At 67.1% G+C, this 24,429-nt stretch carries 21 protein-coding genes and 1 pseudogene; 8 read left to right on the forward strand and 14 right to left on the reverse strand.

The genetic code is table 11. The annotated features are described in order from the left end of the window. Positions 1-8 precede the first annotated feature (8 nt). The gene (gene panB / locus OEJ37_RS06900; RefSeq protein WP_175917401.1) at positions 9-860 is read right to left on the reverse strand and encodes a 3-methyl-2-oxobutanoate hydroxymethyltransferase; all 852 of its coding nucleotides are present in this window, start codon (positions 858-860) and stop codon (positions 9-11) included. 77 nt (positions 861-937) lie between these two features. On the opposite strand from panB, the gene OEJ37_RS06905 reads away from it, so the two are divergent. Continuing rightward, entirely contained in the window at positions 938-1,756 is an 819-nt protein-coding gene (locus tag OEJ37_RS06905) for an AraC family transcriptional regulator (protein ID WP_263343680.1), read from the forward strand. A gap of 28 nt (positions 1,757-1,784) precedes the next feature. Here OEJ37_RS06905 and OEJ37_RS06910 read toward each other — a convergent pair whose 3' ends face one another. Together OEJ37_RS06910 and OEJ37_RS06915 are read right to left on the reverse strand one after the other, a co-directional pair. Next, positions 1,785-2,318 carry a methylated-DNA--[protein]-cysteine S-methyltransferase gene (locus OEJ37_RS06910; RefSeq protein ID WP_175917403.1) on the reverse strand — a complete coding sequence of 178 codons (534 nt, stop codon included), beginning with the start codon at positions 2,316-2,318 and terminating at the stop codon, positions 1,785-1,787. After that, on the reverse strand, positions 2,315-3,817 hold the full coding sequence (locus tag OEJ37_RS06915) for a DNA-3-methyladenine glycosylase 2 family protein (RefSeq protein WP_263343682.1): 1,503 nt from the start codon (positions 3,815-3,817) through the stop codon (positions 2,315-2,317). Before OEJ37_RS06915 ends, OEJ37_RS06910 begins: the two co-directional genes overlap by 4 nt. A gap of 320 nt (positions 3,818-4,137) precedes the next feature. Between OEJ37_RS06915 and OEJ37_RS06920 the strand changes: the two genes are divergently transcribed. Further along, positions 4,138-5,430, forward strand: coding sequence for an MFS transporter (locus OEJ37_RS06920; protein WP_175943757.1), 1,293 nt, complete (start codon positions 4,138-4,140; stop codon positions 5,428-5,430). 69 nt (positions 5,431-5,499) lie between these two features. Here OEJ37_RS06920 and OEJ37_RS06925 read toward each other — a convergent pair. Then, positions 5,500-6,602: pseudogene (locus OEJ37_RS06925) on the reverse strand (LacI family DNA-binding transcriptional regulator). A 101-nt stretch (positions 6,603-6,703) separates the two neighbouring features. Here OEJ37_RS06925 and OEJ37_RS06930 point away from each other — a divergent pair. Then, the gene (locus tag OEJ37_RS06930) at positions 6,704-7,540 is read left to right on the forward strand and encodes an NAD-dependent epimerase/dehydratase family protein (RefSeq protein WP_175917407.1); all 837 of its coding nucleotides are present in this window, start codon (positions 6,704-6,706) and stop codon (positions 7,538-7,540) included. 19 nt (positions 7,541-7,559) lie between these two features. Here OEJ37_RS06930 and OEJ37_RS06935 read toward each other — a convergent pair whose 3' ends face one another. Both OEJ37_RS06935 and OEJ37_RS06940 read right to left on the reverse strand, forming a co-directional pair. Beyond that, a complete protein-coding gene (locus OEJ37_RS06935; RefSeq protein ID WP_175917408.1) occupies positions 7,560-7,880 on the reverse strand; it encodes a DUF1330 domain-containing protein in 321 nt (106 codons plus the stop codon). A 383-nt stretch (positions 7,881-8,263) separates the two neighbouring features. Beyond that, complete coding sequence (locus OEJ37_RS06940; protein ID WP_174416640.1) at positions 8,264-8,722, reverse strand: MerR family transcriptional regulator; 459 nt, start codon at positions 8,720-8,722, stop codon at positions 8,264-8,266. A gap of 77 nt (positions 8,723-8,799) precedes the next feature. On the opposite strand from OEJ37_RS06940, the gene OEJ37_RS06945 reads away from it, so the two are divergent. Next, positions 8,800-10,044: an NADH:flavin oxidoreductase/NADH oxidase family protein gene (locus OEJ37_RS06945; protein ID WP_175917409.1), complete on the forward strand. Its 1,245-nt coding sequence runs from the start codon at positions 8,800-8,802 to the stop codon at positions 10,042-10,044. Positions 10,045-10,157: 113 nt separating this feature from the next. Here the strand turns inward: OEJ37_RS06945 and OEJ37_RS06950 are convergent, their stop codons facing one another. The 3 genes from OEJ37_RS06950 to OEJ37_RS06960 form a co-directional block, all read right to left on the reverse strand. Then, entirely contained in the window at positions 10,158-11,621 is a 1,464-nt protein-coding gene (locus OEJ37_RS06950; protein ID WP_263343688.1) for a PepSY-associated TM helix domain-containing protein, read from the reverse strand. 242 nt (positions 11,622-11,863) lie between these two features. Continuing rightward, positions 11,864-12,349, reverse strand: a complete 486-nt coding sequence (locus OEJ37_RS06955; protein ID WP_175917411.1) for a hypothetical protein — start codon at positions 12,347-12,349, stop codon at positions 11,864-11,866. Positions 12,350-12,547: 198 nt separating this feature from the next. Continuing rightward, positions 12,548-12,871 carry a DNA-binding protein gene (locus tag OEJ37_RS06960; protein WP_152856748.1) on the reverse strand — a complete coding sequence of 108 codons (324 nt, stop codon included), beginning with the start codon at positions 12,869-12,871 and terminating at the stop codon, positions 12,548-12,550. Between the two features lie 591 nt (positions 12,872-13,462). On the opposite strand from OEJ37_RS06960, the gene OEJ37_RS06965 reads away from it, so the two are divergent. Next, positions 13,463-14,095: a LysE family translocator gene (locus OEJ37_RS06965; RefSeq protein WP_175917412.1), complete on the forward strand. Its 633-nt coding sequence runs from the start codon at positions 13,463-13,465 to the stop codon at positions 14,093-14,095. Positions 14,096-14,168: 73 nt separating this feature from the next. Here the strand turns inward: OEJ37_RS06965 and OEJ37_RS06970 are convergent, their stop codons facing one another. Then, positions 14,169-15,797 carry an NADP-dependent glyceraldehyde-3-phosphate dehydrogenase gene (locus OEJ37_RS06970; protein WP_175917413.1) on the reverse strand — a complete coding sequence of 543 codons (1,629 nt, stop codon included), beginning with the start codon at positions 15,795-15,797 and terminating at the stop codon, positions 14,169-14,171. Positions 15,798-16,732: 935 nt separating this feature from the next. On the opposite strand from OEJ37_RS06970, the gene OEJ37_RS06975 reads away from it, so the two are divergent. Further along, positions 16,733-18,862, forward strand: coding sequence for a TonB-dependent receptor (locus OEJ37_RS06975; RefSeq protein ID WP_175917414.1), 2,130 nt, complete (start codon positions 16,733-16,735; stop codon positions 18,860-18,862). Positions 18,863-18,991: 129 nt separating this feature from the next. On the opposite strand, the gene OEJ37_RS06980 is transcribed toward OEJ37_RS06975, so the two are convergent. Then, complete coding sequence (locus tag OEJ37_RS06980; RefSeq protein ID WP_175917415.1) at positions 18,992-19,939, reverse strand: LysR family transcriptional regulator; 948 nt, start codon at positions 19,937-19,939, stop codon at positions 18,992-18,994. Positions 19,940-20,164: 225 nt separating this feature from the next. Between OEJ37_RS06980 and OEJ37_RS06985 the strand changes: the two genes are divergently transcribed. Continuing rightward, positions 20,165-21,193, forward strand: coding sequence for a DUF1338 domain-containing protein (locus OEJ37_RS06985; RefSeq protein WP_174416632.1), 1,029 nt, complete (start codon positions 20,165-20,167; stop codon positions 21,191-21,193). Between the two features lie 366 nt (positions 21,194-21,559). On the opposite strand, the gene OEJ37_RS06990 is transcribed toward OEJ37_RS06985, so the two are convergent. The 3 genes from OEJ37_RS06990 to OEJ37_RS07000 all read right to left on the reverse strand — a co-directional run bounded on the left by OEJ37_RS06990 (position 21,560) and on the right by OEJ37_RS07000 (position 22,391). Beyond that, positions 21,560-21,757: a CsbD family protein gene (locus OEJ37_RS06990; RefSeq protein ID WP_174421996.1), complete on the reverse strand. Its 198-nt coding sequence runs from the start codon at positions 21,755-21,757 to the stop codon at positions 21,560-21,562. Positions 21,758-21,810: 53 nt separating this feature from the next. Then, positions 21,811-22,161 carry a BON domain-containing protein gene (locus OEJ37_RS06995; RefSeq protein ID WP_174421997.1) on the reverse strand — a complete coding sequence of 117 codons (351 nt, stop codon included), beginning with the start codon at positions 22,159-22,161 and terminating at the stop codon, positions 21,811-21,813. A 65-nt stretch (positions 22,162-22,226) separates the two neighbouring features. Continuing rightward, positions 22,227-22,391 (reverse strand): hypothetical protein, encoded by a 165-nt coding sequence (locus OEJ37_RS07000; RefSeq protein ID WP_174378332.1) that lies wholly within the window; start codon positions 22,389-22,391, stop codon positions 22,227-22,229. A 373-nt stretch (positions 22,392-22,764) separates the two neighbouring features. On the opposite strand from OEJ37_RS07000, the gene OEJ37_RS07005 reads away from it, so the two are divergent. Then, complete coding sequence (locus tag OEJ37_RS07005; protein WP_263343693.1) at positions 22,765-24,306, forward strand: helix-turn-helix transcriptional regulator; 1,542 nt, start codon at positions 22,765-22,767, stop codon at positions 24,304-24,306. Positions 24,307-24,429 lie beyond the last annotated feature (123 nt).

Below are 24,429 nucleotides of genomic sequence, written 5' to 3' on the forward strand. Positions count from 1 at the left end.
GCGGCGCATCAGGCAGTGGCCGCGTCCGCCAGTTGCAGCGGCTTGCCATACCCGAAGCAATGAGCAGGCTCGGGAAACACGCGCTGCCGCACGTCGTGCGCGTACTGGCGGATCGCGTCGCGCATCACCGCATTCGCATCGGCGTAACGCTTCACGAAGCGCGGCGTGTATGCATCGAATGCGCCGATCATGTCCTCGGTCACGAGCACTTGTCCGTCGCATGCGGGCGATGCGCCGATGCCGATCGTCGGGATCGTCAGCGTTTCGGTCAGGTGGCGCGCGAGCGCTTCGGCGGTGCCCTCGATGACGACGCTGAACGCGCCGGCCCGCTCGGCCGCGCACGCGGCGTCGAACACTTGCGCGGCCGAATGCGGGTCCATGCCCTGCGCGCGGAATCCGCCCGTCGCGTTGGCCTGCTGCGGCATCAGGCCGACGTGCGCCATCACCGGTATGCCGCGCTCGGTCAGGAAGCGGATCGTGTCGGCCATCTCGCTGCCGCCTTCGAGCTTCACGGCCTGCGCGCCGGTTTCCGCGAGCAGCCGCGCGGCGGAGCGATAGGCCTGCGCGGGCGATTCCTGGTACGTCGAAAACGGCAGGTCGACGACGACGCACGCCTGCGCGGCGCCGCGCACGACGGCCGCGCCGTGTGCAATCATCATGTCGAGCGTGACGCGCAGCGTATCGGGCATCCCGTACAGCACCATGCCGACGGAGTCGCCGACGACGATCACGTCGGCCACGTCGTCGACGAGCTTCGCCATCGGCGCGGAATACGCGGTCAGCGACACGAGGCTGCCGATGCCTTTGGTCGAACGGATCGCGGTGACGGTCTTGCGGGTGGTGCGGGTATGAGCGCTCATGGTCGGAAGCCGTGTGAAAGAAGAGCCGCCACGGTAGCATCGCGCTCGTTCGTGCAATGACCTTCGGAGGACGTCTTATGTTGCTGGCGGGACAATCGGGTGACCCTTACGCGGCGCCGCCGATGGCGCGCCTGCCGAGGCCGCTGTACGTGCGCGCGTTCGGGATTCCCGGCAACGCGAGCGTGGATGCGCACAGTCATCCGTGGGCCCAGCTGATGTATGCGACGAGCGGCGTGCTCGAGGTGTCGACACCGTCGGGCCGGCAGCTGCTGCCGCCGCACTACGCGATGTGGATTCCGCCGCACGTGCCGCATGCGGTGACGACGCGCGAGTGCGTCGCGTTCCACAGCCTGTATCTCGACGAAGCGATCGCACGCAGCGATGCGAACGACGATTGCACGATCCTCTGCATGACGCCGCTGCTGCGCGAGCTGGTGATTGCCACGGCCGAATTGCCGGTGAACTACGACGAAGCAGGACCGGACGGCGCGCTCGTATGCCTGATCGCCGACCGCATCGCGCGGATGCGGCCGGCGCCGCTGACGGTGCCGCTGCCGCGCGATCCGCGCCTGCTGAAAATCGCGCGCGCGTTGCATGCGCATCCGGGCGATACGCGCAGTCTCGACGAATGGGGGTATCAAGTCGGCGCGACGCGGCGCACGCTGTCGCGGCTGTTCCGGCAGGACACGGGGCTGTCGTTCACCGAATGGCGGCAGGCCGTGCGGCTGCTCGCGTCGCTGCCGCTGCTCGATGCCGGCGAGCCGATCGGCGCGGTGGCCGCGCAACTGGGTTACGACTCGACGTCGTCGTTCATCGCGCTGTTCCAGGCGAAATTCCGCGTGACGCCCGGTGCGTATGCGAAGCGTGAAGCGCGCCGGCCGGTATTGAGCGCGTGACGCGGCTACGCGTGCCGTGCGCCGTCACTCAGAACGCGAGTGCTGTCTGCACCGGATGATGCGCACCGCGCTCGAACCCGGCACCTTCTAGCGACAGCAGCGCGCGCTTGCGGTCGATGCCGCCCGCATAACCGGTCAGGCTGCCCGACGCGCCGACCACGCGATGGCACGGCACCATGATCGACACCGGGTTCCGGCCGACCGCGCCGCCCACGGCGCGCGCGGCGCTCATCGGCAGCCCGACGCGTTCGGTGATGTCGCCGTACGACACGAGCTCGCCGAACGGAATCGCGAGCAGTTCCTTCCACACGCGCCGCTGAAACGTCGTACCGCGCAGGTGGATCGGCACCGAGAACGTTTCGCGCGTGCCGGTGAAGTATTCCGCGATTTCTTCCGCGACCTTGCGCGCGATCGGCGAAGTGACGAGCGCGTTTGCTTCCTGCGCGATCGAAAGCGACGGGAAGTATTTCTGGCCGACGAAGAACAGGCCCGTCAGCGCATCGTCTTCGATGCGCACGGCGATGTCGCCCAGCGGGCTCGGAATCAGGTGAGCGGGAGTCATCGCAATACGTCTCCTTGAAGGCGCCACACATGCAATGCGGCATACGCGCGCCACGGCGCCCAGCGCGCGGCATGCGGCGCGGATGATGGCATGCGCGAGCGTTCGATGTGTTCGATATGTTCGATATGTTCGACGCGTTCGGTGCGTGCGGGCAGCAACGCATGGTCGGCCGGGAATGCATTCGGCCAGGCCATCGCACGCATCGCGACGTACTGCACCGCGCGTTCGTCGAAGCCGGCCATCTCGCGCAGCACGGCGAGCGTCGTGTCGAGCGGCGCCATCGGTTCGAGTGCGAGCATGCCGTCTGCGACCGCGCGTGCGAGCGACACGATCGCCTGTGCCGTTTCGCGCGTAAGGCCGAGCGCTTCAAGCGCCGCCGGTGGCAGGGCGGCCAGCGTCGCCGCGGAAGGCAGTGCATGCGTCAGCCCCGGCGGCGCGCCTTCCAGCGATGTGCCGAAGCGTTCGGCGATGCGCGCGAGCACCGCACCCGCATGCGCTGCCGCGAGCCGTTCGCCCGCGATCGCGCGAAGGGCGATTTCGAGGCCGTCGAACGCGCCGGGCACGCGCAGGCCGGGCGAGCCATCCGCGAGTGCGCCGAGATGCGCGTCGATCACGTCGGGGCGGCTGTCGAGATCGAACAGCCGCCGCACGCGCGCGAGCACGGCCGGCACGACCGGTGTCAGCGCGGGCGACACGGTGACGGCCAGCGCGAAGCGCTGCGGCACGTGCGCGACGGATAACCACCCGGTTAGGCGGCCACCTTCGTTTCGATTCGGCAATTCGACGACACGCGCATAACCCTGCGCATCGATCCGCTCGACACCATCGATCTGCCGCTGCGCGAGAAAGCGCATCAGGTCGGCCCACGCGAACGGCGGCCGGTACGGCAGCGGGAACGTCATGTCGCCATCGGCGGACGCGCCGGCCCCTTTGCGAAGCCGCAGCGGATTGAGGCCGTAGCGCTGCCGGAACAGGTCGTTGAAGCGCCGCACGCTGCCGAACCCGGCCGTCGATGCGACGATGGCCACCGGCAGCGCGGTGTCGGTCAGCAGCCGCTTGGCCATCAGCAGCCGGTGCGTCTGCGCGAACTCGACCGGCGATACGCCGAACTGCGCGGCGAAGATCCGGCGCAGGTGGCGTTCGGTCACGCCGACGCGCTGCGCGAGCACGTCGACGGAGTGCGCGTTCAGGAAACCGTCTTCGATCAGCGTGGCGGCCGCGTCGGCGAGATTGCCGGACAGGTCGAGCAGGCCGTGACCGGGCGCGAGCTCGGGGCGGCAGCGCATGCACGGCCGGAAGCCGGCTTTTTCGGCGGCAGCGGCGGTCGGGTAATAGCTGCAGTTCTGCGCTTTCGGCGGCTTCACCGGGCAGACGGGGCGGCAATACACGCCCGTCGTCGCGACGCCGACGAAGAACCAGCCGTCGAAGCGGCGGTTCCGCGAAAGCAGGGCGTCGTAGCAGGTGTCGGGATCGAGGCGCATGAAACGACTGTAAACCATCCGCGCCATCGATTCTGGCTGGAATCGGACATGTGTCTCGGCGGCCGTGCCCCGATTCGCGCGTTGGAAAATCCGGGAAAAACGGTTAATGCCACTCTTCGAAACAGTCGTCTCTTTTGCCGCGACTAATTTGAGATGACTCATCGAAATCCCCGACTGACAGGGTGCCGACCGACGTCCTATCCTTTGAAAAACGTTTTCCACAAGGATTGGCGATCGGCCGTGCGCGATAGCGCAATGCGGCCGCCCGCCCCGGCGCCGTTCGCCGGTCAACGAATAGCGTGCGGCGCGACGGGCGCGGCCGCGCATCGGAGACATTCATGCAATCTGCCGTCGTCGGCACGGTGCGCGCCGTCGCCAGCCGCTACCGCTGGACCGTCTGTGCGCTGCTGTTTTTCGCGACCGTCATCAACTACATGGATCGGCAGATCCTCGGCCTGCTCGCGCCGATGCTCCAGCACGACATCGGCTGGAGCCAGGTGCAGTACGGCCGCATCGTGATGGCGTTTTCCGCGTTCTATGCGCTCGGGCTGCTCGGTTTCGGGCGCATCGTCGACTGGCTCGGCACGCGCGTGTCGTATGCGGTGGCGATGCTGGTATGGAGCATTGCCGCGATGCTGCATGCGGCGGTCGGCTCGGTAATGGGCTTCGCATTCGTGCGTGCGCTGCTCGGGATCGGCGAGGGCGGCAACTTCCCGGCCGCGATCAAGACGACGGCCGAATGGTTCCCGCGCCGCGAACGGGCACTCGCCACCGGCATCTTCAACTCGGGCGCGAACATCGGCGCGGTGTTCGCGCCGGCGATCATCCCGGCGATCGCGGTGGCCTACGGCTGGCGCGCGGCGTTCGTGATCATCGGCGCGATCGGCATCGTGTGGCTCGCGGTGTGGCTCGTGCTCTATCGGCAGGCCGACACGCGCGCGCTCGCCGCGGAATACGACGAGCCGCGCGACGAAGCCGAAGCGATGGATGCGGCGAACGCGAACGCCGGTGCGCCGCGCTGGGGCGAACTGATCCGCAAGCGCGAGACGTGGGCGTTCCTGATCGGCAAGTTCCTGACCGACCCGGTGTGGTGGTTCTACCTGTTCTGGCTGCCGAAGTGGCTCAACGAGTCGCGCGGGATGGACATGCAGCACATCGGCCTGCCGCTCGTCTGCATCTACGCGCTGACGACGGTCGGCAGCATCGGCGGCGGCTGGCTGTCGTCGATGCTGCTGCGCGCGGGCTGGAGCGTGAACCGCGCACGCAAGACGGCGATGCTGATCTGCGCGTGCTGCGTGCTGCCGATCGCGTTCGTGTCGCAGGTGCAGAGCCTGTGGATCGCAGTACTGATCGTCGGTCTCGCCGCCGCCGCGCACCAGGGCTGGTCGGCGAACCTGTTCACGACGGCCTCCGACCTGTTCCCGCGCCGCGCGGTCGCGTCGGTGGTCGGCATCGGCGGGATGGCCGGGTCGATCGGCGGCGTGCTGTTCTCGGAAGTGATCGGCCAGGTGCTGCAGCGCACGGGCCACTACTGGGTGCTGTTCGCGATCGGCGCGTCGGCCTACCTGATCGCGTTGGCCGTGATGCATGTGCTCACGCCGAAGATGAAGCCGGCGAAACTCGACGCTTGATCGTAGTTCGGAAAACGAACGCGCCGCCATGGGCGGCGCGTTTTCGTTTTGAGGCGCGCAGCAGGCGACTCAACCGGCCGCTGCGGTCGACGCGCGCATGATCAGCCTCGGCTCGAACGTCGAATAACTCGCATCGGTGCGCCCCGCGAGCGCGTCGATCAGCTTCTGCATCGCGAGCTCGCCCATGTTCTCGCTCTGGATGTCGACGGTGGTCAGCGCGGGCGCCGCGTATTCGCCGTACGGCACGTTGTCGATGCCTGCGACCGATACATCCTGCGGCAGCCGGAAGCCGAGCGACGCGGCTTCCTTCATGAAGCCGAGCGCGATCAGGTCGTTGTAGCAGATCACGGCCTGCGGGCGCTGCGGCCCGAGCATCACGCGCGAGCACGCGCGTTCGCCGGCTTCGGCCGTCGGCGCGTGCGCGTCGTGCACGTCGAGCGTGAGCCCCACTTCGGCGAGGCAGTCGCGCGCGCCCTGGATCCGTTCGTCGTTCACGCGTGCGGTGCCGAAGCCGAGATACGCGATGCGCGTGTGCCCGAGATTGAGCAGGTGGCGCGCGAGCATGTAGGTCGACAGCCGGTTGTCGATGCCGACGCTCGGGATCGGCAGGCCGGGGCTGCGGCGCAGCAGCACGAGCGGCTTGTTGAGGTCGAGCATCCAGCCGGCTTCGTCGTCGGGCATCCGCGTGCTGACGATCAGCCCGTCGACGCGCTGCGCGAGCGCCTCGATCAGCGAGCGTTCGCGTGCCTGGTTCTCTTCGGTATCGACGAGCAGCAGCGTGTAGTCGTGCTGCAGCGCGATGCGGTTCGCGCCCTTGACCACGTTCGTGAAGTGCGGGTTGCTGATGTCGAGGATCACGAGGCCGATCGTGCGCGTGCGCCCGGTGATCATCGAACGCGCGAGCGGGTTCGAACGGTAGCCGAGCCGCTCGATCGCCTCCTTGAGCCGCGCTTCGACCGCCGGCGAGAAGCGCTGCGTGCCGTTCACGTATTTCGATACCGTCGCGACCGACACGCCGGCTTCCGCGGCAACGTCGCGGATCGTCGGGGAAACTTTTTTCATCGGAAGGGTAACGTTTTCGTTCGATAACGCCGGATTGTGGCAGAAAAGCCGGCACGCGGCCACGCGCCGATATCGGGAAAGTGCGGATGGCTGCGAACAGGTTCGGCCATTGACGTTCGGTTGCGGTCCCGCGTATAGTTGGAAAACGTTTTCCGATTCGGGGTAAAAACCGGATCGGAGTCCAGGTCAGATTCAAGGAGAAGGAGATTCGATGAACGCCTCATCCACCGGCGCGCGCAAACCGTTCGGGCGCCTGTTGCTGACGGGCGCGGCCGGCAACCTCGGCCGCCAGTTGCGCGGCGCACTTGCGGACTGGGCCGACGTCGTGCGCGTCAGCGACATCGCGGCGCTCGGCGACGCGGCCGCGCATGAAGAAACCCGTGTCGTCGATCTGGCCGACCGGCCGGCGGTGATGCAGCTCGTCGACGGCGTGGACGCGATCGTCCATCTCGGCGGTATTTCGGTCGATGCGCCGTTCGACGATCTCGTCGGCGCGAACATCACCGGCACGTACAACCTGTACGAAGCCGCGCGCAAGCACGGCGTGAAGCGCGTCGTGTTCGCGAGCTCGAACCATGCGATCGGTTTCCATCCGGTCACCGAAGTGCTCGACGCCGATTCGCCGCTACGCCCCGACAGCCTGTACGGCGTGACGAAGTGCTTCGGCGAATCGCTGTCGCGCTACTACTTCGACCGCTTCGGGATCGAGACGGTGTGCCTGCGCATCGGCTCGTCGTTCGAGGTGCCGAAGAACCCGCGCATGCTGGTGACGTTCCTCAGCTATCGCGACTTCATCGAGCTCGTGCGCTGCGCGCTGCTGACGAACCGCGTCGGGCACGCGATCGTCTACGGTGCGTCGGACAACCCGGTGAAGTGGTGGGACAACACGAAGGCCGGTTTCCTCGGCTTCCGTCCGCGGGACAGCTCCGAGCAGTTCGCGGAGCTGTTCCCCGTCGCGGCGCCGACCGCCGACTACGACGATCCCGCGCAGCGGTTCCAGGGCGGCGGCTTCGTCGTCGGCGAGCCGATGGAGCGGAAGGCTTCGTAAGCGTCGCAGGCGTCGCGATTCAGCGCAGGATGTCGGTCGCCTTGTGTCGTTCATCGACGCCGTCGATCAGGATCAGCGGGCCGCTCGCGTGCCGTGCGCGCAGCGGCTGGATCTGCCGGTACGCATCCGACTCGTACCATGCGCGCGCCGTGTCGAGGTCCGGGAATGCGATCGCGATCAGGTCGCCGCGCCACACGCCTTCGCGTACCTCCGGCCGTGCGCCGTGAATGACGAAACGGCCGTCGAACGGCGCGAGCGTGCCGTCGATGCGTTCGAGGTATTCGACGATGTCGTCGCACATGTCGACGTCGTGCAGGTGGACGATGGCATAGGCGGTCATGGCGGGCTCCTCGGCGTCACGCGGTTCGTCGGTCGATGGAGCCATGATCGCGGCGCGGGCGGCGCGCGTCGATTACCTGCGACGTAAGCGAATCCGCACAGCCGCGCGCAAGCGTGCCGACCTGCACACCGCTCGCGTGGTGCGACGGCTTTCATGCGCGCGAGCCCATTGCCGTCAGAGCGACGGCGGCGTGTCGCCGCACTGCGTGGCGCATGCATTGCCGATGCCGGATGTCAGCAGCGTGGCGATGAGGAATCCTCTGAAGTGGGGGATCGTCATGCAGATAAGGTCAGGAGGTCGCGGTGCGGAAGCCGGCGCGCATGCGTCGTCTCGTCTCGCCGCAGCGCGGGTTGACGGATCGTCAGGTGACGCAGTGCAATCGGTCACGCGCGCTTGCGCGTCGGCCGTGCGACGGGTGCCGGCGCCGGCGGTTCGTCGTCCTGCTCGCACAGCCGGTCGAGCATGCGTTGTGCGGCGCCCGCGCAATCCTCGCCCGCCGGCTTGTTCTCGATCTCGTCGATCAGCGTCTCCAGATGGCGCCGGTTCTGCGCGAGACGCTGTTCGAGCAGCGCGATTTCGTCGACCTTGTGCCGCAGCGCGACCAGCAGTTCGTCGCGCGGCCACGCGCCGAGATCGGGCGGCAGCACCGCGCGGATTTCGTCGAGCGCGAAGCCCGCGCGCTGCGCACGGTCGATGATCGCGAGGCGCGTCAGCGCTTCCGGCCCGTATTCCCGATAGCCGTTCGCCTGTCGGCGCGCCGGTTCGAGCAGGCCGCTCGCTTCGTAGAAGCGGATGCGCGACGCCGCGAGGCCGCTGGCCCGCGCCAGTTCGCCGATTTTCATGGGGTGCTCCAAAGGGGCTTGACCTTAAAGTTGACTTTAAAGTTATCGTTGGGCATCGTCAATCGAGGATGCGCTCCATGAACTTGTTTACGCCCCTGACACTGCCCAACGGTGCGGTGATCCCGAACCGGCTGGCCAAGGCCGCGATGGAAGAGAACATGGCCGATGCGGATCACGCGCCGTCCGACGCGTTGCTGCGCCTGTACCAGGCCTGGGCCGATGGCCAGGCCGGGCTGATCCTGACCGGCAACGTGATGGTGGACGGCCGCGCGATGACGGGGCCGAACGGCGTCGTGCTCGACAGCGACGCGCATCTCGACCGCTTCCGCCGCTGGGCGCAGATCGCGCGCTCGGGCGGCGCGCACGTGTGGATGCAGATCAACCACCCGGGGCGCCAGATGCAGGCGGCGCTCGGCCAGACGACGCTCGCGCCGTCGGCCGTGCCGCTCGCGCTCGGCGCGCTGTCGAAGCAGTTCCCGGTGCCGAAGGAAATGACGCAAGCGGATATCGCCGATGTGCAGCAGCGTTTCGTGCGCGCGGCGCAGCTCGCGGAGCAAAGCGGTTTCACCGGTGTGCAGATCCACGCGGCGCATGGCTACCTGCTGAGCCAGTTCCTGTCGCCGCTGACGAACCGCCGGCAGGACCAGTGGGGCGGCAGCATCGAAAATCGCGCGCGCCTGCTGCTCGACATCGTGCGGGCCGTGCGTGCGACGGTGTCGCCCGCGTTCGTCGTCGCGGTCAAGCTGAACTCGGCAGATTTCCAGCGCGGCGGCTTCAGCGCGGACGATGCGAAGCGCGTGGTCGAGCTGCTGAACCCGCTCGACGTCGATCTCGTCGAACTGTCGGGCGGCAGCTATGAAGTGCCGGCGATGCAGGGCGAGGCGCGCGACGGGCGCACGCTTGCGCGCGAAGCGTATTTCCTCGAATTCGCGCGCGACATTACGGCCGTCGCGCGGATGCCGCTGATGGTCACCGGCGGCATCCGGCGCCGTGCGGTCGCCGAGCAGGTGGTTGCAAGCGGCGTGGCGATGGTCGGCATCGCGACCGCGCTGTCGATCGATCCGAACCTGCCGCGCGACTGGCGGGCCGGCAAGGACAGCGCGCCGGTGCTGCAGCCGATCCGGTGGAAGAACAAGGCGCTGGGCGCGCTGGCCAACATGGCGGTCGTCAAGTTCCAGCTCACGCGGCTCAGCGAAGGGCGCCGCACGAACCCGCAGGTGTCGCCGCTGCGCGCGCTGGTCCGGCAGCAACTGGCCGCGCAGTGCCAGACGCGGCGCTATCGGAAGTGGATGGCGAGGCGTGCGATGGGCCCGCGTGCGTGACGTCGTTTTCCGGTGCCTGCCCGGCCGGCGCAAAAGCCGCGAGAACGGCGGCGGGCAGCATCAATCCGAACTTCATGTTCGGAATCCTTTGAATCGGTGGAATCGCTTCGCGGTCACGCTGCCGCGCGCGCAGCACGCCCGAACAGCAGACGATCGATCAACCAGACCGCGACGATCGTCATCCCCATCAGCGGGAATACGATGCCGAGCAGCACGAGCCCCGCGATCCAGCCGCGCATCGGCGGCGTGCCGCGTTCGCGCGACGGCGCGCCCAGCTTGCCGGCCGGGCGGCGCTTCCACCACATCACCGCGCCCGTGACGGCCATTGCAGCGAGCCCGAGCGACAGCACCGCGCAGACGATCTGGTTCGCGAGTCCGAAGTAACGCCCCATGTGCAGCGACGTGCCGTACGACACGGCTTGCGACACCGCGCCGTAGTCGTCGTAGCGGATGTCCTTCAGCACCGCGCCGCTGTACTGATCGATGTAGATCGTCCGCTCCGCCTTTGGGTCGGCCGGGAAATACGACGCGGTGAACACGCCGTCCGCGCCCGACGGTAGTGCGAGCGTGTAGCCGCTCGTCACGCCGAGCCCTGCGACGATCGCGATCGCACGTGCCAGCGGCAGCGGTGCCGGCGTCGGCGCGGACGGCGAATGCGGAACGGGCACGTTGCCGACCGCCCACGGCGTTTGCGGCAACGGCAGGTCGTCCATCACCATCCCCGGCATCGAGTCGCCCGATTCGTGATGATGGCCGGAAGCCGCAGCAGCCTGCGCGTGCGCGGGGGCCGCCGCTACGCCCGGGCGCGTCGAACGCACCGGCGCGCCGCCCCATGCGCCCTCCGGCGCGCCGAGGTTCACGGTCGCGGCGAGCGCCTTGAAGTTCTTGCCCCACGAGCCCGACCACGGCAGCCCCGTCAGGATGAACGCCACGGTGCCGGCCGCGAGCCAGATGCCCGCCGTCGCGTGAATGCTTTTCCACAGCGGCCGGCCGCGCAGCGACAGGTCGGGCCGCAGCGCGCGCCCGACGCGCGCCGCGCCACGCGGCCACCACAGCGCGATGCCGGTGCCGATCATCACGAACGTCCAGCATGCGGCGAGCTCCATCAGCAACTCGCCCGTCTCGCCGAGCAGCAGCTTGCGATGCAGCATCCGGTCGACCTGCATGAAGCGGCGCTCGACGCTCAGCGTGCCGAGCACACTGCCGTCGTACGGATTCACGTACACGCTCTCGCGGCTGCCGTCGCGCAGCCGGAATACATATTCGGCGCTGCGGTCCGGCGCGCTGGAGACCTGCACGGAAACCGGCGTCGCGCCGGCCGGCATCGCGGTACGTGCGCGGGCGAGCAGCGCGTCCGGGTCGAGCTTCGGCGTGGCGCGCGGCTCGACGACCAGCCGGTGCGGATACAGCAGCGGCTCGATCTGCGGCTGGAAGCAATAAAGCGTGCCCGTGATCGCGAGGATCACGAGAAACGGCATTACGAACAGGCCGGCATAAAAATGCCAGCGCCAGAGCGTCCGGTAACCGGCGCTTGCGGAACGGGCGGGCGAGATCGTCCGCTCGATGGTGGTCGACATGGTGTCAGCTCCTCGTGATCGTCGATCGGCGAGGCCGGCGCGGGCCGGCTGCCGTCAACGCGCCGCACACCGGCATGCCGGCGTCGACGCAATGGGCAACGCGGCCCGATGCGCAGGCGATGCGCAAGGCGGCGTTGCCCGCGCGACGCGGGCAGTCGGGTGAACGCTTGAATCAGGTGTGGTGAAACGAACGGCATGAAGGCCCATGCACATCGACGTGCACGAGCCGCTGGGCGGAACGTTCAGCAGAACAGAGGAGGGGCGCGGGAGGGCGGGCGATCGTCGAATATCGACCGCACGACGGGAAGGAAGTCGGGAGGAATGCGCAAGCGCCGCGGCGCGGCGGCGGGAAACAACAGCACCAGCAGGACGACCGACGCGAGTGCCGTGAACAGCGCGGCACCGAATGCGCATAGGCCGTCGCCGTTTCCGGAGGGCGTCGCCTTGTCGGCGTGCGCGTCGTGTTTGAGCGCATCGACGAGCGCCAGCGCATCGTTGGCCGGCGTGATCGGCGCGCTGGCATCGAAGCGGGCGGCCAGCGCGGCGACGCTGACGATCAGCGGGCCGCGGCCCGAACACAGCACCACCGAGCCCGCATCCGGACCGTCCGGATCGAGCATCACGGCGCCCGACATCAGCGCGCGGGACAGCAGCGTCACGAGCAGGAAACCCCACAGAAGCTGTCGCGCGACGCCTTGCCGGAGCAGGAAGCGGCGAAGTGCGTTCATGGCGCGCGATTGTACATCGGTTGGCGCGGAGGGGCCGGCCGCGGCGCTGATGAGCGGGATAGGTCGGCGAGCGAGCGCACGTGTGCGCGGCGTTACCGCGTCATGCGTCGCTCGGCTTCGGGATCGCAGCGGCGATCGATGCGCGCATTCGCTCGTATCGGGAGGTGCTTTCTACTGCAGCCGGGTCGTCAAGCCGCGTCACGCCGGATACGCATCGTCGACCTTCAGGTTCGCGAGCCGGAACAGCGTGCGCAGCGTCTGCGGATGAATGTCGCGGCGCGCGGCGAGCGACGTCAGCATGAAGTCGAGCACCTTCGCGTAGCGGAGCAGCACGAGGCAGCGCGCGAGATCGGGCGCGCGGCCGCGCATGTCTTCGGCGAGGTGAACCATCTCGGTCGACAGCGTGCGTGCCATCTCGAGTTCCATCTGCTGTTTTTCGGTCCAGTCGGGCAGCGGCTGTTCGAGCACCTTCGCGAGAAAGAGCTGGAACGCCGTGTCGGACGAATTGGGCAGCGCATCCATGAGGGGCCTCGTTGCTTGCGCGAATCGTTCGGGCGTATTCGTGGATGCGCCCGAGGTTGAATTTGTGTCCGCGCGGGTCGTCGGCGCGGCTTTTACCGGAACGGAATGCAGGTTCCGTACCAGCGCCGCGATCCGATTGTCGAGCAATGTCGAGCGGCGATCCGGCGCCGGCCGGCGAGTCCCGCCGGGACTGGGTTGCGCGGGTGGCCGGGGATGGTGTCTACAGGCGGGGCGCGGTGGAAGCCGGGCGCACGGCGCGGCTCGGTGACGCGAAATGCTTCACGGATGTAACGTAACGCGGGGATAAAACGCGGCACGTTTCCGCCGGCGAACGGTTGGAACGTGCAGGCTCGTGGGTTCCGCCCGCGTCTGCCGTGCGTTCGCCGGCGGGAAACGTCGCTGCGAGGCGACTTCGGTTGCACGGCGAAACCGGCGGCGAATGCGCCGGGTGTTTCAGAACCGAGACGATTTTACGAACGGCGCTTCGATGAGCCGGCCATCGAACTGGCCCAGCGATTCGCCGCGCAATTGTCCATGGGCAGACGGCGCGCGTTTGCCAACAATCTCCGCATTACCCCTGCGAGATTCGACATGAGCGTCCACGCCTTCTTCTCGGCCAACCTGCTGCTGGCCTATACGGCCTATTTCATCGGTACGGCCAGCCCGGGGCCGAGCAATCTGGCGATCATGTCGGTCGCCGCGAACCAGGGCCGCAAGGCGGCGCTGGCATTCGCGCTCGGCGTCATTTCGGGGTCGATGTTCTGGGCGACGGTGGCGGCGCTCGGCGTGTCGGCCGCGTTGCTCGCGTGGTCGAAGCTGCTGGTCGCGATCAAGATCTTCGGCGGGCTGTACCTGATGTGGCTCGCGTTCAAGTCGGGGCGTACGGCACTGTCGGGCACGGCGGCGGCATCGCCGAACGCGGCGGGCGAGCAGCGGCTGTCGCGCTTCTACGCGCGCGGCGCGATGCTGCACCTGACCAATCCGAAAGCCATTCTCGTGTGGGTGTCGATCGTCGCGCTGTCGTCGAACGGCGCGGGCGCGTCGCACGGCGCGGTCGTGCCGGGCTGTGTCGTGATCGGGTGCCTGGTGTTCGGCGGCTATGCGCTCGTGTTCTCGATGGACGGCGCGCGCCGGCTATACGTGCGCGGCCGTCGCGCGATGGAAGCGTGTCTTGCCGTCGTGTTCGGCGTGGCGGGGATCAGGCTGCTGGCGTCGAACGTATGACAAACAGCGCGTTGTTCGCTGAAACCCTCCGCCGCATCGATGCGCGGCGGAAGGTTCCCGCTTCACGATGGCTTCAGAAAATGAAGCCCGTATTGATGAACTTCGACGTGTGATCCGACACGATCGAGTCGAGCAACTGCTTGCTGCCGTCGGTCTGCTTCGCGGCGACCATCGAGCGGATCGAGAACGCGCGCAGCGCATCGCTCACCGACAGCGTGCCTTCGGCCGAATCCTTGCGGCCCGCGAACGGGAACACGTCGGGCCCACGCTGGCACTGGCAGTTGATGTTCACGCGACACACCTGGTTCACGAGCGGATCGACGAGCGCGCCGATCTGCACCGGATCGGAACCGAAGATGCTGACCTGCTGGCCGTGATCCGACGTCGTCACGTAGTCGAGCGCGGTGTCGACGTCGTCGAACGGCGCGACCGGAATGATCGGCCCGAACTGTTCCTCGCGGTACAGCTTCATCCCTTCGGACACCGGATACACGACGGCCGGATAGAACAGCGTCTTGCTGAATTCGCCGCCCGAGTGGTTGACGACCTGCGCGCCCTTGGCGTTCGCGTCGTCGATCGCATCCGTCATGTAGGCCGTGCGATGCATGCCGGGCAGCGGCGTGATGCTGACGCCTTTCTCCCACGGCATGCCGATCTTCAGCTGTTCGAGCGCGGCGGTGAAGCGCTTCAGGAATTCGTCGACGATCGAGCGGTGCACGAGCAGCATCTTCAGCGCGGTGCAGCGCTGGCCGTTGAACGACAGCGCGCCGAGCAGGCATTCCTTCACGGTGAGGTCGAGATCGGCGTCGGGCAGCACGATCGCCGCGTTCTTCGCATCGAGGCCGAGGATCGCGCGCAGCCGGTGCGACTTCGGGTGCTGCTTCTTCAGGTGATCGGCCACCTTGCTCGACCCGATCAGCGCGAGCACGTTGATCTTGCCCGACGCGAGCATGTGCGGCACGACCACCGCGCCCGGTGCGTAGATCGTGTTGATCACGCCCTTCGGGAACGCATCGCGGAACGCTTCGAGCAGCGGCTCGAACAGCAGCGTGCCGTACTGCGGCGGCTTGAACACCACGGTGTTGCCCATCAGCAGCGCGGGGATCAGCGTCGCGAAGGTCTCGTTCAGCGGATAGTTGTACGGGCCCATGCACAGCACGACGCCGAGCGGCGTGCGGCGGATCTGGCCGATCGTGCCTTCCGCGATCACGAAGCGCGAGTTCGCGTTGTCGAGCTCCTTCAGCGCGTCGATCGTCTGCGTCATGTACGTGACGGTCCGGTCGAACTCCTTCTGCGAATCGGCGAGGCTCTTGCCGATCTCCCACATGATCAGGTTCACGACCAGCTCGCGCTGCGCGACCATTCGCTTGATGAAGTCCTGCATGCACGCGATGCGCTGCTCGACCTTCATCGTCGGCCACTCGCCGCGGCCCGAGTCGTACGCGCGCACCGCGGCGTCGAGCGCCGCGTCGCTCTCCGTTTCGCCCATCACCGGGTAGCTGCCGATCTCGACCTGTTCGACGTTGCCGTCCGCCTGCCGCACGCACACGGGTGACAGCACGGTTTTGGTTGCACCGTCCCACGGTCGCAACTCGCCGTCGACGAGCGACACGCGCTGGTGAATCGGCGAAGCTAGCCGGAATTCGGCGGGGATGTCTTGATAGGCGGGAAACAGTTGCTGCAGGGAGGCGGAATCGGGCATGACGGTCTCGTTTGACGGGGTGTCCGGGAAGGACGGGCGATGCGAATCCTGAGCTGAGCGATCCTCGATCCTGAATCGGCATGATGACGCGCACGCGACGACGCGTCACGCGGGAACATGGACGAATCAGCGAATGGAACCAGTTCCATTAAAAAGGAACGCCGACGCGAATGCAAGAATTGCCGAATCGTCTCATGCGGATCGTAAGCATTCAGAAAGAATGTTTCCGAATGGCCGGTATAACGCGTCCGGTGCAACCGCAAACGTTTCACTCCGGCCGGTTTGAGCGGATAATGGCGCGACGCGGCGAAGAAAAAAATGAAGCGAGCCTGAGAGAGCAGACGTAGTGAACAACAGAAGAAGGTCCGCCGCGCTGCCGATGCGAGGTCGGCTGCCCGGAGCGCCGGGTCGGGGTTGCCCGGTCCGGCGCGAACCGGACCATTGAATATGTCCCGCCTGCTTCACCGGATCCTTCGTGATCCTTTCCAATCCCTTCATCGTCGTTTTCCGAATCCCGTCTTCTGTCCGAGCGTTTCCGCACCATGCGGTCGAGCGTATTCTTTCGTCGAGCTTACGAAACGCACGATTCAACCACACGAAAATGAAAGGCATTCGTCAGGAATGCAGGACGCAACGCGTCCGTACGTTGCGGGCAGGCGACACGTTAAAAATTAATCGAAAACACGAATCATTCTCGTTTAATATTTCGCTCCATTACGAGCCGTGACGGGAAGTCACGGCTTTTTTCGTGCCGGTCGTGCCGGCCGGCATCCACCCGCGCCGGCCGTTCGCCCGCCGGCATGCGCGACGGGGCGATCCCCCGCGCGCGTCATCTTCTTCCCGGAAATCGCTTTGTCGGTCGATTCGCCGCGCGATTCGCGCGCTGGCCGGACGCGTTTCCGTTCGCCGTTTTTTCTCCACCCTCTACGTTCACGATGAAACTCAACACGAGCGCTTGCCATGCGCTTCTGATTGCCACGTCGCTGGCCGGCGCCCGCACTTCGTTCGCGCAGGCGAGCGACACCGCGGCGACCTTGCCCGCGATTTCCGTCAAAGCGGCCGCCGAGCATGCGTCGTACGACGCGGGCCGGTCGCGTGCGGCGACCAAGACCGACATGTCGCTGATGGACGTGCCGCAGACGGTGAACGTCGTCCCGCACGCGGTGATCGAGGACCAGAACGCGTCGTCGATGCAGGACGCATTGCGCAACGTGCCGGGCGTCGGCTTCTCGGTGGGCGACGGCCAGCGCGACCAGATCACGATCCGCGGTTTCAACAGCATCACGGACCAGTACGTCGACGGCATTCGCGACGACGCGCTGTACTATCGCGACCTGTCGAACGTCGAGCGCGTCGAGGTGCTGAAGGGGCCGGCGGCCGTGCTGTACGGGCGCGGCTCGGCGGGCGGCATCGTGAATCGCGTGCTGAAGCGGCCGGACGCGAACCCGGTGCGCGACGTGGGCGTGACGCTCGGCACGCGCGGCGAGCGGCGCGGCGAATTCGACCTCGGCTGGAATGCGAACGACGCGGCGCGCTTCCGCATCACCGGTGCGGCCGAGAACTCGAACAGCTTTCGCGACCAGTTCCAGCTCAACCGCCAGGCGATCGCGCCGTCCGCGCAGTTCAAGCTGGACAGCAACACCGTGCTGAACGTCGAATTCGACTACCTGCACGACCGCCGCACGTCCGACCAGGGCCTGCCCGCGTATCGCGGCCGGCCGGTCGACGTGCCGATCAACACGTTCTACGGCTCGGCCGATGCCGCGAACAGCTCGTACAACGACGTCTCCGCGAAGAGCGCGACGGTGTCGCTCGATCACCGCTTCAGCGATACGCTGTCGTTCCACGGTGCGATCCGCGCGTACGACTTCTCGCTCGAACGCAAGAACTACGTGACGTTCGAGCCGATCAAGACGGCCGCGCACCCGGTCGTGACGCTCGACCAGTCGACGCGCCAGCGCACCGACCACGGCATCGACGGCGTGTTCGAGCTCACGCAGAAAACGTCGCTGTTCGGCATGCGCCACGAGCTGCTGTACGGGCTGGAACTGTCGCAGCAGCAGAAGTTCGACACGATCTACAGCGTGACGAAGGTCGCCACCTACGATCTCTTCAATCCGCAGCAGGTGATCCTGCCCGGCGTGCCGACCGGCGCGCGTGCGAAGACGAATGCGTCGACCGTCGTCGGGCTCGCGGGTGTCTACGCGCAGGACCTGATCTCGCTGACCGAACACTGGAAGGTGCTCGCCGGCCTGCGCTTCGACTACCTGAACCAGATCCGCCACGACTACACGTCGTCGAACGTCAATCTCGACCGCACCGATCACGCGTGGAGCCCGCGCGTCGGCCTGATCTACGAACCGCTCGACTGGCTGACGCTGTACGGTTCGTTCAGCCAGTCGTTCTCGCCGCTCGCCGATACGCTGATCAGTTCCGGCGCGTTCTCGAACGGCGCCGCGCTCGCACCGCAGAAGACCACCGCGTATGAACTCGGCTCGCGCTTCGACCTCGGCGGCAAGGCGACGGCCAGCGTCGCGCTGTTCGACATGCGCCAGACCAACCAGCAGATCGGCGACCCCGCGAATCCCGGTTATGCGTTGCCGATCGGCACGCAGCACGTGCGCGGGATGGAGCTGGGCTTCACCGGCGAGATCGCGCCGAAGTGGTCGGTGTACGCCGGTTACGCTTACATGAACGGCACGGTCGACGGTTCGCCGCAATCGACGGCGGCCGGCCTCGCGCTGTCGAGCAACACGCCGGGGCTGATGCCGCGCCACAGCGCGAACCTGTGGCTGAAGCGCGAGCTGCCGTACGGCTTCTATGCGGCGGCCGGCATGCAGTTCCAGTCGGCGCGTTACACGTCGGCCAGCGATCTCGTCACGCTGCCGTCGTTCACGGTGTTCAACCTGGGCGCCGGCTATCGCAGCAAGAAGGTCGACGTGACGCTCACGCTCGACAATCTGTTCAATCGCCGCTACTTCATTGCCGCGCACGGCAACGCGGACCTGTACAACATGCCCGGCGATCCGCGTACGTTGACCGCGACGGTGAAGTGGCACATGTAACGCGCTTGCTGCGCGACAATGCGGGTCTTCGTTTCGACGACCCGCACCTCACTGCCCATGATCCGGAAAGCGTTTGATGTGTCGAGCATGCACGGCCGCGCCCGCGCGCTGTAACCAGAAGCGGGCGCGCTACTCGACGTCCTCGTCATCCTCCGCGTCGGTGTCGTCCGCATCCCCCTCCGGTGCCGCATACGCGCTCGCCTGCTCGAGCAGCCAGCCGCGAAACAGCTCCAGCGGCTTGCTGTGGCTGAATTCCGTCGGATAGACGAGGTAGTACGCGGAATCGCCGACCGTCGCCGCGTCGCACGGCACGACGAGGCCGAGCTGCTGCAACTGTTCCTCGACGAAAAACTTCGGCACGAGCGCGATCCCGAGCCCGGCCGCGGCCGCGCTGATCAGCATCGTGTGCAGCTCGTAGCGCACGCCCTGCATCGTGCGGATATCTTCGACGCCATGCGTTTCGAACCACTGCGCCCACGCGCCGGGGCGCGTCGTCGAGTGCAGCAGCGGATAGGCGAGCAGATCCTCGATGCGCTCGACGGGCCCGTCGAGCAGCGCGGGCGAGCAGATCGGCACGACTTCCTCGCCGAACAGGTAGTCGGACGACGTGCCGGGCCAGGTCGGCTTGCCGTAGTGGATCGCGGCCTCGAAATGCGTGTCCTCGAACGAGAACAGGTCGGTGCGGCTGCCCATGTTCACGCGCACGTCGGGCGTGCGGTCGTAGAAGCTCTTGATGCGCGGGATCAGCCAGTGCGACGCGAACGTCGGCAGCACCGCGAGCTCCAGGTAGCCGCCGCCGCTGCCGTGCGCGATGATCGACAGCGTGTCGCGGTCGAGCGCTTCCAGCGCGCGCCGCACCTGCGTGCCGTACAGCTTGCCGGCGCGCGTCAGCACGACGCGCTGCTTCACGCGCGCGAACAGCCGCACGCCGAGGCTCGCCTCGAGCGTCGCGATCTGCCGCGATACCGCGCTTTCGGTCAGGAACAGCTCCTTGGCCGCGTGCGTGAAGCTCTCGTGGCGCGCGGCGGCTTCGAAAGCCACCAGTGCGCCCATGTTGGGGATCTTGAATTTGCGCATGATGCTCGATTTGTCTGACGTACGTACCCGCGCGGCGCAGGCCGGCGAGCAGGGGCGGGGACGGCCAATAATTCCAAAAACTCATCACGTGTCAATTTAATCTCGCTTTACGCCCGGCTGCAACCCTTTGAATAATGCTCCCCACGCAAGGTCAGGCGCCCGACGGGCCGCCGGCCGACGAGTTGCCGGCACGTTTGCCGGCGGTCCCCCGAGACGAGAATCCTGATGCGCAATCCGAATATCGAGAGCTTGCTGACGAAGCTGCTGGGACAGGCGAAGACCGACGCCCTGTTCTCGACCCTGAACATGCCGGCCATCCTCGAGGAATGGGAAGACGGCGTCGTGACGCGCGCGGAGATCGCGCAGGCGATGAACATGGCGCTGTTCGAAGGGCTGCTCGAGCGTTCGGCGAACGGCCGCGCGTATACCGCCGATGCGATCGAAAGCGGCGGCTCGGTCTACTTCGACCACGGCGCGCTGCGAACGGTGCGCTGGCCGCACACGGGCGCGCTGCCGCCGGGCGAGGCCGCGTTCACGCGCATCCTGCGTCCGCTCGGCTTCCGCCTGAACGGCCGTTATCCGCTCGACAAGCTCGGCATGACCGGCCGCGCCTATGCGCACGAGGACGCACCGGACGAAATCGCGCAGTTCTTCGTCAGCGAACTGCATCCGGAGCGCTTCTCGAAGGAATTCCAGCAGGCCGTGACGAACGTCGTGAGCTCGTCGCGCGATCCGCTGTCGCCGGCGGCCGTCGCGCTGTTGTGGGAGGTCGAGCGCGAAGGCTGGCTGTCGCTCGACGCCGCGCACGCACTGCTGCCGGAGATCGTCGGCGCATTCGCGCGCCAGCACGATCTGCCGAACGAACTCGACTACGAAACGCTGCTGATGGAATCGGCGGAAATGGCGTGGATCTCGACCGAAGGCAACGCGTTCAACCATGCGACCGACCGCGTCGCCGACGTGTTCAAGCTGTCCGACGACGAGAGGGCGAAGGGTCGGCCGATGAAGCCGGAAGTCGAGCGCTCGCGCTCGGGCCGCGTGTTCCAGACCGCGTATCGCGCGGATACCGTCGAGCGCGAGTTCCGCACGCGCGACGGCGGCACGGTGAAGCGCAACGTGCCGGGCTCGTTCTACGAGTTCATCACGCGCAAGCGCACGTTCGACCAGGCGGCGCGCCGCTGGGTGACCGACCTGCGTTTCGATGCGGGCAACGCGCAGGGCATCTTCAAGATGACGGCGAACGCGGCGAAGTAACGAACGTGAAGCGGGGCGCGTCGCGCTTCGCTGCCGAACGGGCAAGCCGATCGGGCAGGGCGCGCATGCGTCCTGCCCGATTTGCATTGGGTGGCCCGCGATGCAGCGGAATGCGCGCGGTCGTTCGAGCGGCAGCGGCGGATTGCCGTGTCGCCGTCGATGTCGTAGTCGGGTGGGTAGTCCGAGGAGATAGGCGGAGCGTTCCGGGCGCGGCGCCGCCGTCAGAAGACGTGCGTGATCAGATAGAACAGCACCAGCAGCCCGACCGGTACGCCGAGCAGCCAGGCGATCAGATATTTGCCCATGTCGTTGTCCTGGTGGCCGCGACGCCGGCGGCGTCGCGGCGGGGTGAGGTTGCCGGTTGCGTTACAGCTCGCGATCGAATTCCTTCAACTGCTTCTCGGCCGCGTCGCGGGCGATCCCGTAACGCTCCTGAATCTTCCCGGACAGATAGTCGCGATTGCCTTCCGCGACCGCGAGATCGTCGTCGGTCAGCTTGCCCCACTTGGCCTTCAGCTTGCCGGTGATCTGCTTCCACTGGCCCTTGATCTTGTCTTCGTTCATCGTGTGCTCCTTGTCGCAATGGGAAAACTGCGCGGTGTCGGCCGCGCGGGAGGTCAGGCCTTCGCCTTCAGGCCGGATGCGTCGACGTGCTTCACGCCCTTGACCGCGCGTGACACGGCGATCGCCTTCTTCACGGCGATCTTGTTCGGCAGCACGCCCGTCAGCGTGACGATGCCGTCGACCGTCTTCACGCCGATGTCGAGGCTCTTCACGCCGTCGGTGGCGGCCAGTTGGCTCTTCACCTTGGTCGTGATCCACGTGTCGGTGACGGGCTGGTTCGATTCGGCCTGCATGCCGTTGCCGGCCGACGCGTCTTGCGCATAGGCGTTCGCGAGCGGCGCGGCACTCAGCAGGAAGGTCGCACTGACGGCGAGCAGCGCCGAAAGATGGCGGGTCTTGTTCATTGAAGTTCTCCGTCGATTGGTGTGTTGGATGGGTGAGTGCGATCGGCGTTATCGGTCGCCGTCGGTCACCGGACGATTGGCGTGTCGTAGCCGGGCTCGCGCGGCGGGATGTCCGGGCGCGGCATGTCGGGCGGCAGCGGAACCGGCGGATCGGTGCCGGGCGGCGGTTCGGGCGGACTGTCCGGAGGCGGTTCGGGCCGCGTCGGATCGGGTGTCTGATGCAGCTTCATCGTGCTTCTCCTCTGCGGGTGGGAAGGCAGCGCATGAGCGCCGATGCAGTACCAGCGTACCGATGCGAACGCGTGCGGACATCGCGCAAATTCACCTGATCGGCTAGTGCGTTTGCACGGGGGCGGTGACGGGGATTGGAGCGCGTCGGTTGCCCGAGATGCGGGGGAGCGGCGGGCGGGGCGGAAGCGGCGACGATCGGCGGGATGCCGTACCGTAGCGGCGGGCCGTGCGAATGTACTATGGCGGATAGTGCATTCGCGCCTGTCGCGCCGATGGGCGGCAAGCGATCCTCGCCGCACGCGCCGGCTGGTGTGTGTCGAAGCGACGTCCGGCCGGGCCGGCGGTCATGTTGATGACATGGACAACCATTCGATGAACGAACAAGTCAACGAACAGGCGCTCAAGTCGCATACCGACCGGCGCCAGCTGCACCAGATCATCGCGGGGCTCACCGAGGGCGTGATCCTGGTCGAGCCCGACCAGCGGATCGTCTGGGCGAACGAGGCTGCGCTCGCGATGCACGGCGTGACCGAGCTGAAGGCGCTCGGCGCGACCGTCACCGAATACCGCGAGCGTTTCCGGCTGCGCTACCGGAACAACCATCCGGTGCGGGACGGCCACTATCCGATGGATCGCGTGATCGCGGGCGAGGAGTTCAGCGACGTGACGGTCGAAGTCGAATCGGCCGCCGACGAAACCATGAGTTGGGTTCACCGGATCCGCAGCCTCGTGCTGACGAACGCGGCCGGCGAGCCGGACTGCCTCGCGCTCGTGTTGCACGACGCGACCGAATGGGCGAGCGCCGAGGAGCGCTTCGAGCGCACCTTCAATGCGAACCCGGCGCCGGCCGTGATCTGCCGGCTCGACGATCTGCGCTACGTGAAGGTCAACCAGGGTTTTCTCGACCTGACGGGCCACGCGCGCGACGACGTGCTCGGCCGTTCCGTGTACGAGATCGACGTGCTCGAACAGGCCGAGCGGCGCGAGCTCGCGGTCGAGCGGCTCGGCGAAGGCGCGACGATCCCGCAGATGGAAGCCGTGCTGAAAGTCGCCGACGGCGGCACGAAGGCGGTGGTCGTCGCCGGGCAGCCGATCGACATGAACGACGAAGCCTGCATGCTGTTCACATTCATGGATCTCGAACCGCGCAAGCAGGCCGAGCGCGCGCTGCGGCAGAGCGAGGAGCGCTTCGCGACGGCGTTCCGGATGGCGCCGGTCGCGACCGCGATCGTCACGGCCGACCGTTTCGAACTGCTCGACGTCAACGGTGCATTCGCCGCGATGACGGGCCATGCGCAGGACGACCTGCTCGGCAAATCCGCGGACGAGATCGGGCTGTGGGCCGAACGCGATGCGTGGCAGCGCATCGAGGCTCGGCTCGTGCGCGACGGCAGTGTACGCAACGCCGACGTGCAGATCCGCACGCTCGACGGCGACGTGCGCGATTGCGTCGTGTCGGCCGATCCCGTCGCTATTCACGGGCAGGATTGCCTGCTCGTTGCGCTGCTCGATATCAGCGATCGCAAGCGCACCGAGATGGAGCTCGTTTACGCGATCGAGACCGCAATGCAGGATGCTTCGTGGTTCAGCCGCACGCTGATCGAGAAGCTCGCGAACGTGCGGCGCGCGAATGCGCCGGACGCGGGCGCACAACTGTCGGACCTGACCGCGCGCGAGCGCGACGTGTTCGACCTGCTGTGCCACGGTCTCGCGGACAAGGAGATCGCGGGCCGCCTCGGGCTTGCGCCGAACACCGTGCGCAATCACGTCGCGACGATCTATGCGAAGCTCGACGTGCACAGCCGCGGCGAGGCGATCGTGTGGGCGCGCGAGCGCGGGATCGTCGGCGCGGCCGATGCGAACGGCGCGCGCGAGAAGGGCGGGGAGAAGGGCGGCGCGAAGGGCAAGGACTGACGCCGTCGGTACGAATGCACCATGCGCGCTGGTGCATCCGCATCTGCCGCGCGCGGCAGATGCTTGCGAACCTGTCCACTCGGCGGTGCGGCGCGGGCCGTCACATCGCCGGTTCTCCCCAAC

It is taken from the genome of Burkholderia sp. BKH01 (genome assembly GCF_025685725.1).
GTDB classification, from domain to species: domain Bacteria; phylum Pseudomonadota; class Gammaproteobacteria; order Burkholderiales; family Burkholderiaceae; genus Burkholderia; species Burkholderia pyrrocinia_C.

Coding starts and splice junctions, on each gene's coding strand:
- panB (WP_175917401.1), bottom strand. CDS start 860: ATGAGCGCTCATACCCGCACCACCCGCAAGACCGTCACCGCGATCCGT.
- OEJ37_RS06905 (WP_263343680.1), top strand. CDS start 938: ATGTTGCTGGCGGGACAATCGGGTGACCCTTACGCGGCGCCGCCGATG.
- OEJ37_RS06910 (WP_175917403.1), bottom strand. CDS start 2,318: ATGACTCCCGCTCACCTGATTCCGAGCCCGCTGGGCGACATCGCCGTG.
- OEJ37_RS06915 (WP_263343682.1), bottom strand. CDS start 3,817: ATGGTTTACAGTCGTTTCATGCGCCTCGATCCCGACACCTGCTACGAC.
- OEJ37_RS06920 (WP_175943757.1), top strand. CDS start 4,138: ATGCAATCTGCCGTCGTCGGCACGGTGCGCGCCGTCGCCAGCCGCTAC.
- OEJ37_RS06930 (WP_175917407.1), top strand. CDS start 6,704: ATGAACGCCTCATCCACCGGCGCGCGCAAACCGTTCGGGCGCCTGTTG.
- OEJ37_RS06935 (WP_175917408.1), bottom strand. CDS start 7,880: ATGACCGCCTATGCCATCGTCCACCTGCACGACGTCGACATGTGCGAC.
- OEJ37_RS06940 (WP_174416640.1), bottom strand. CDS start 8,722: ATGAAAATCGGCGAACTGGCGCGGGCCAGCGGCCTCGCGGCGTCGCGC.
- OEJ37_RS06945 (WP_175917409.1), top strand. CDS start 8,800: ATGAACTTGTTTACGCCCCTGACACTGCCCAACGGTGCGGTGATCCCG.
- OEJ37_RS06950 (WP_263343688.1), bottom strand. CDS start 11,621: ATGTCGACCACCATCGAGCGGACGATCTCGCCCGCCCGTTCCGCAAGC.
- OEJ37_RS06955 (WP_175917411.1), bottom strand. CDS start 12,349: ATGAACGCACTTCGCCGCTTCCTGCTCCGGCAAGGCGTCGCGCGACAG.
- OEJ37_RS06960 (WP_152856748.1), bottom strand. CDS start 12,871: ATGGATGCGCTGCCCAATTCGTCCGACACGGCGTTCCAGCTCTTTCTC.
- OEJ37_RS06965 (WP_175917412.1), top strand. CDS start 13,463: ATGAGCGTCCACGCCTTCTTCTCGGCCAACCTGCTGCTGGCCTATACG.
- OEJ37_RS06970 (WP_175917413.1), bottom strand. CDS start 15,797: ATGCCCGATTCCGCCTCCCTGCAGCAACTGTTTCCCGCCTATCAAGAC.
- OEJ37_RS06975 (WP_175917414.1), top strand. CDS start 16,733: ATGAAACTCAACACGAGCGCTTGCCATGCGCTTCTGATTGCCACGTCG.
- OEJ37_RS06980 (WP_175917415.1), bottom strand. CDS start 19,939: ATGCGCAAATTCAAGATCCCCAACATGGGCGCACTGGTGGCTTTCGAA.
- OEJ37_RS06985 (WP_174416632.1), top strand. CDS start 20,165: ATGCGCAATCCGAATATCGAGAGCTTGCTGACGAAGCTGCTGGGACAG.
- OEJ37_RS06990 (WP_174421996.1), bottom strand. CDS start 21,757: ATGAACGAAGACAAGATCAAGGGCCAGTGGAAGCAGATCACCGGCAAG.
- OEJ37_RS06995 (WP_174421997.1), bottom strand. CDS start 22,161: ATGAACAAGACCCGCCATCTTTCGGCGCTGCTCGCCGTCAGTGCGACC.
- OEJ37_RS07000 (WP_174378332.1), bottom strand. CDS start 22,391: ATGAAGCTGCATCAGACACCCGATCCGACGCGGCCCGAACCGCCTCCG.
- OEJ37_RS07005 (WP_263343693.1), top strand. CDS start 22,765: ATGAACGAACAAGTCAACGAACAGGCGCTCAAGTCGCATACCGACCGG.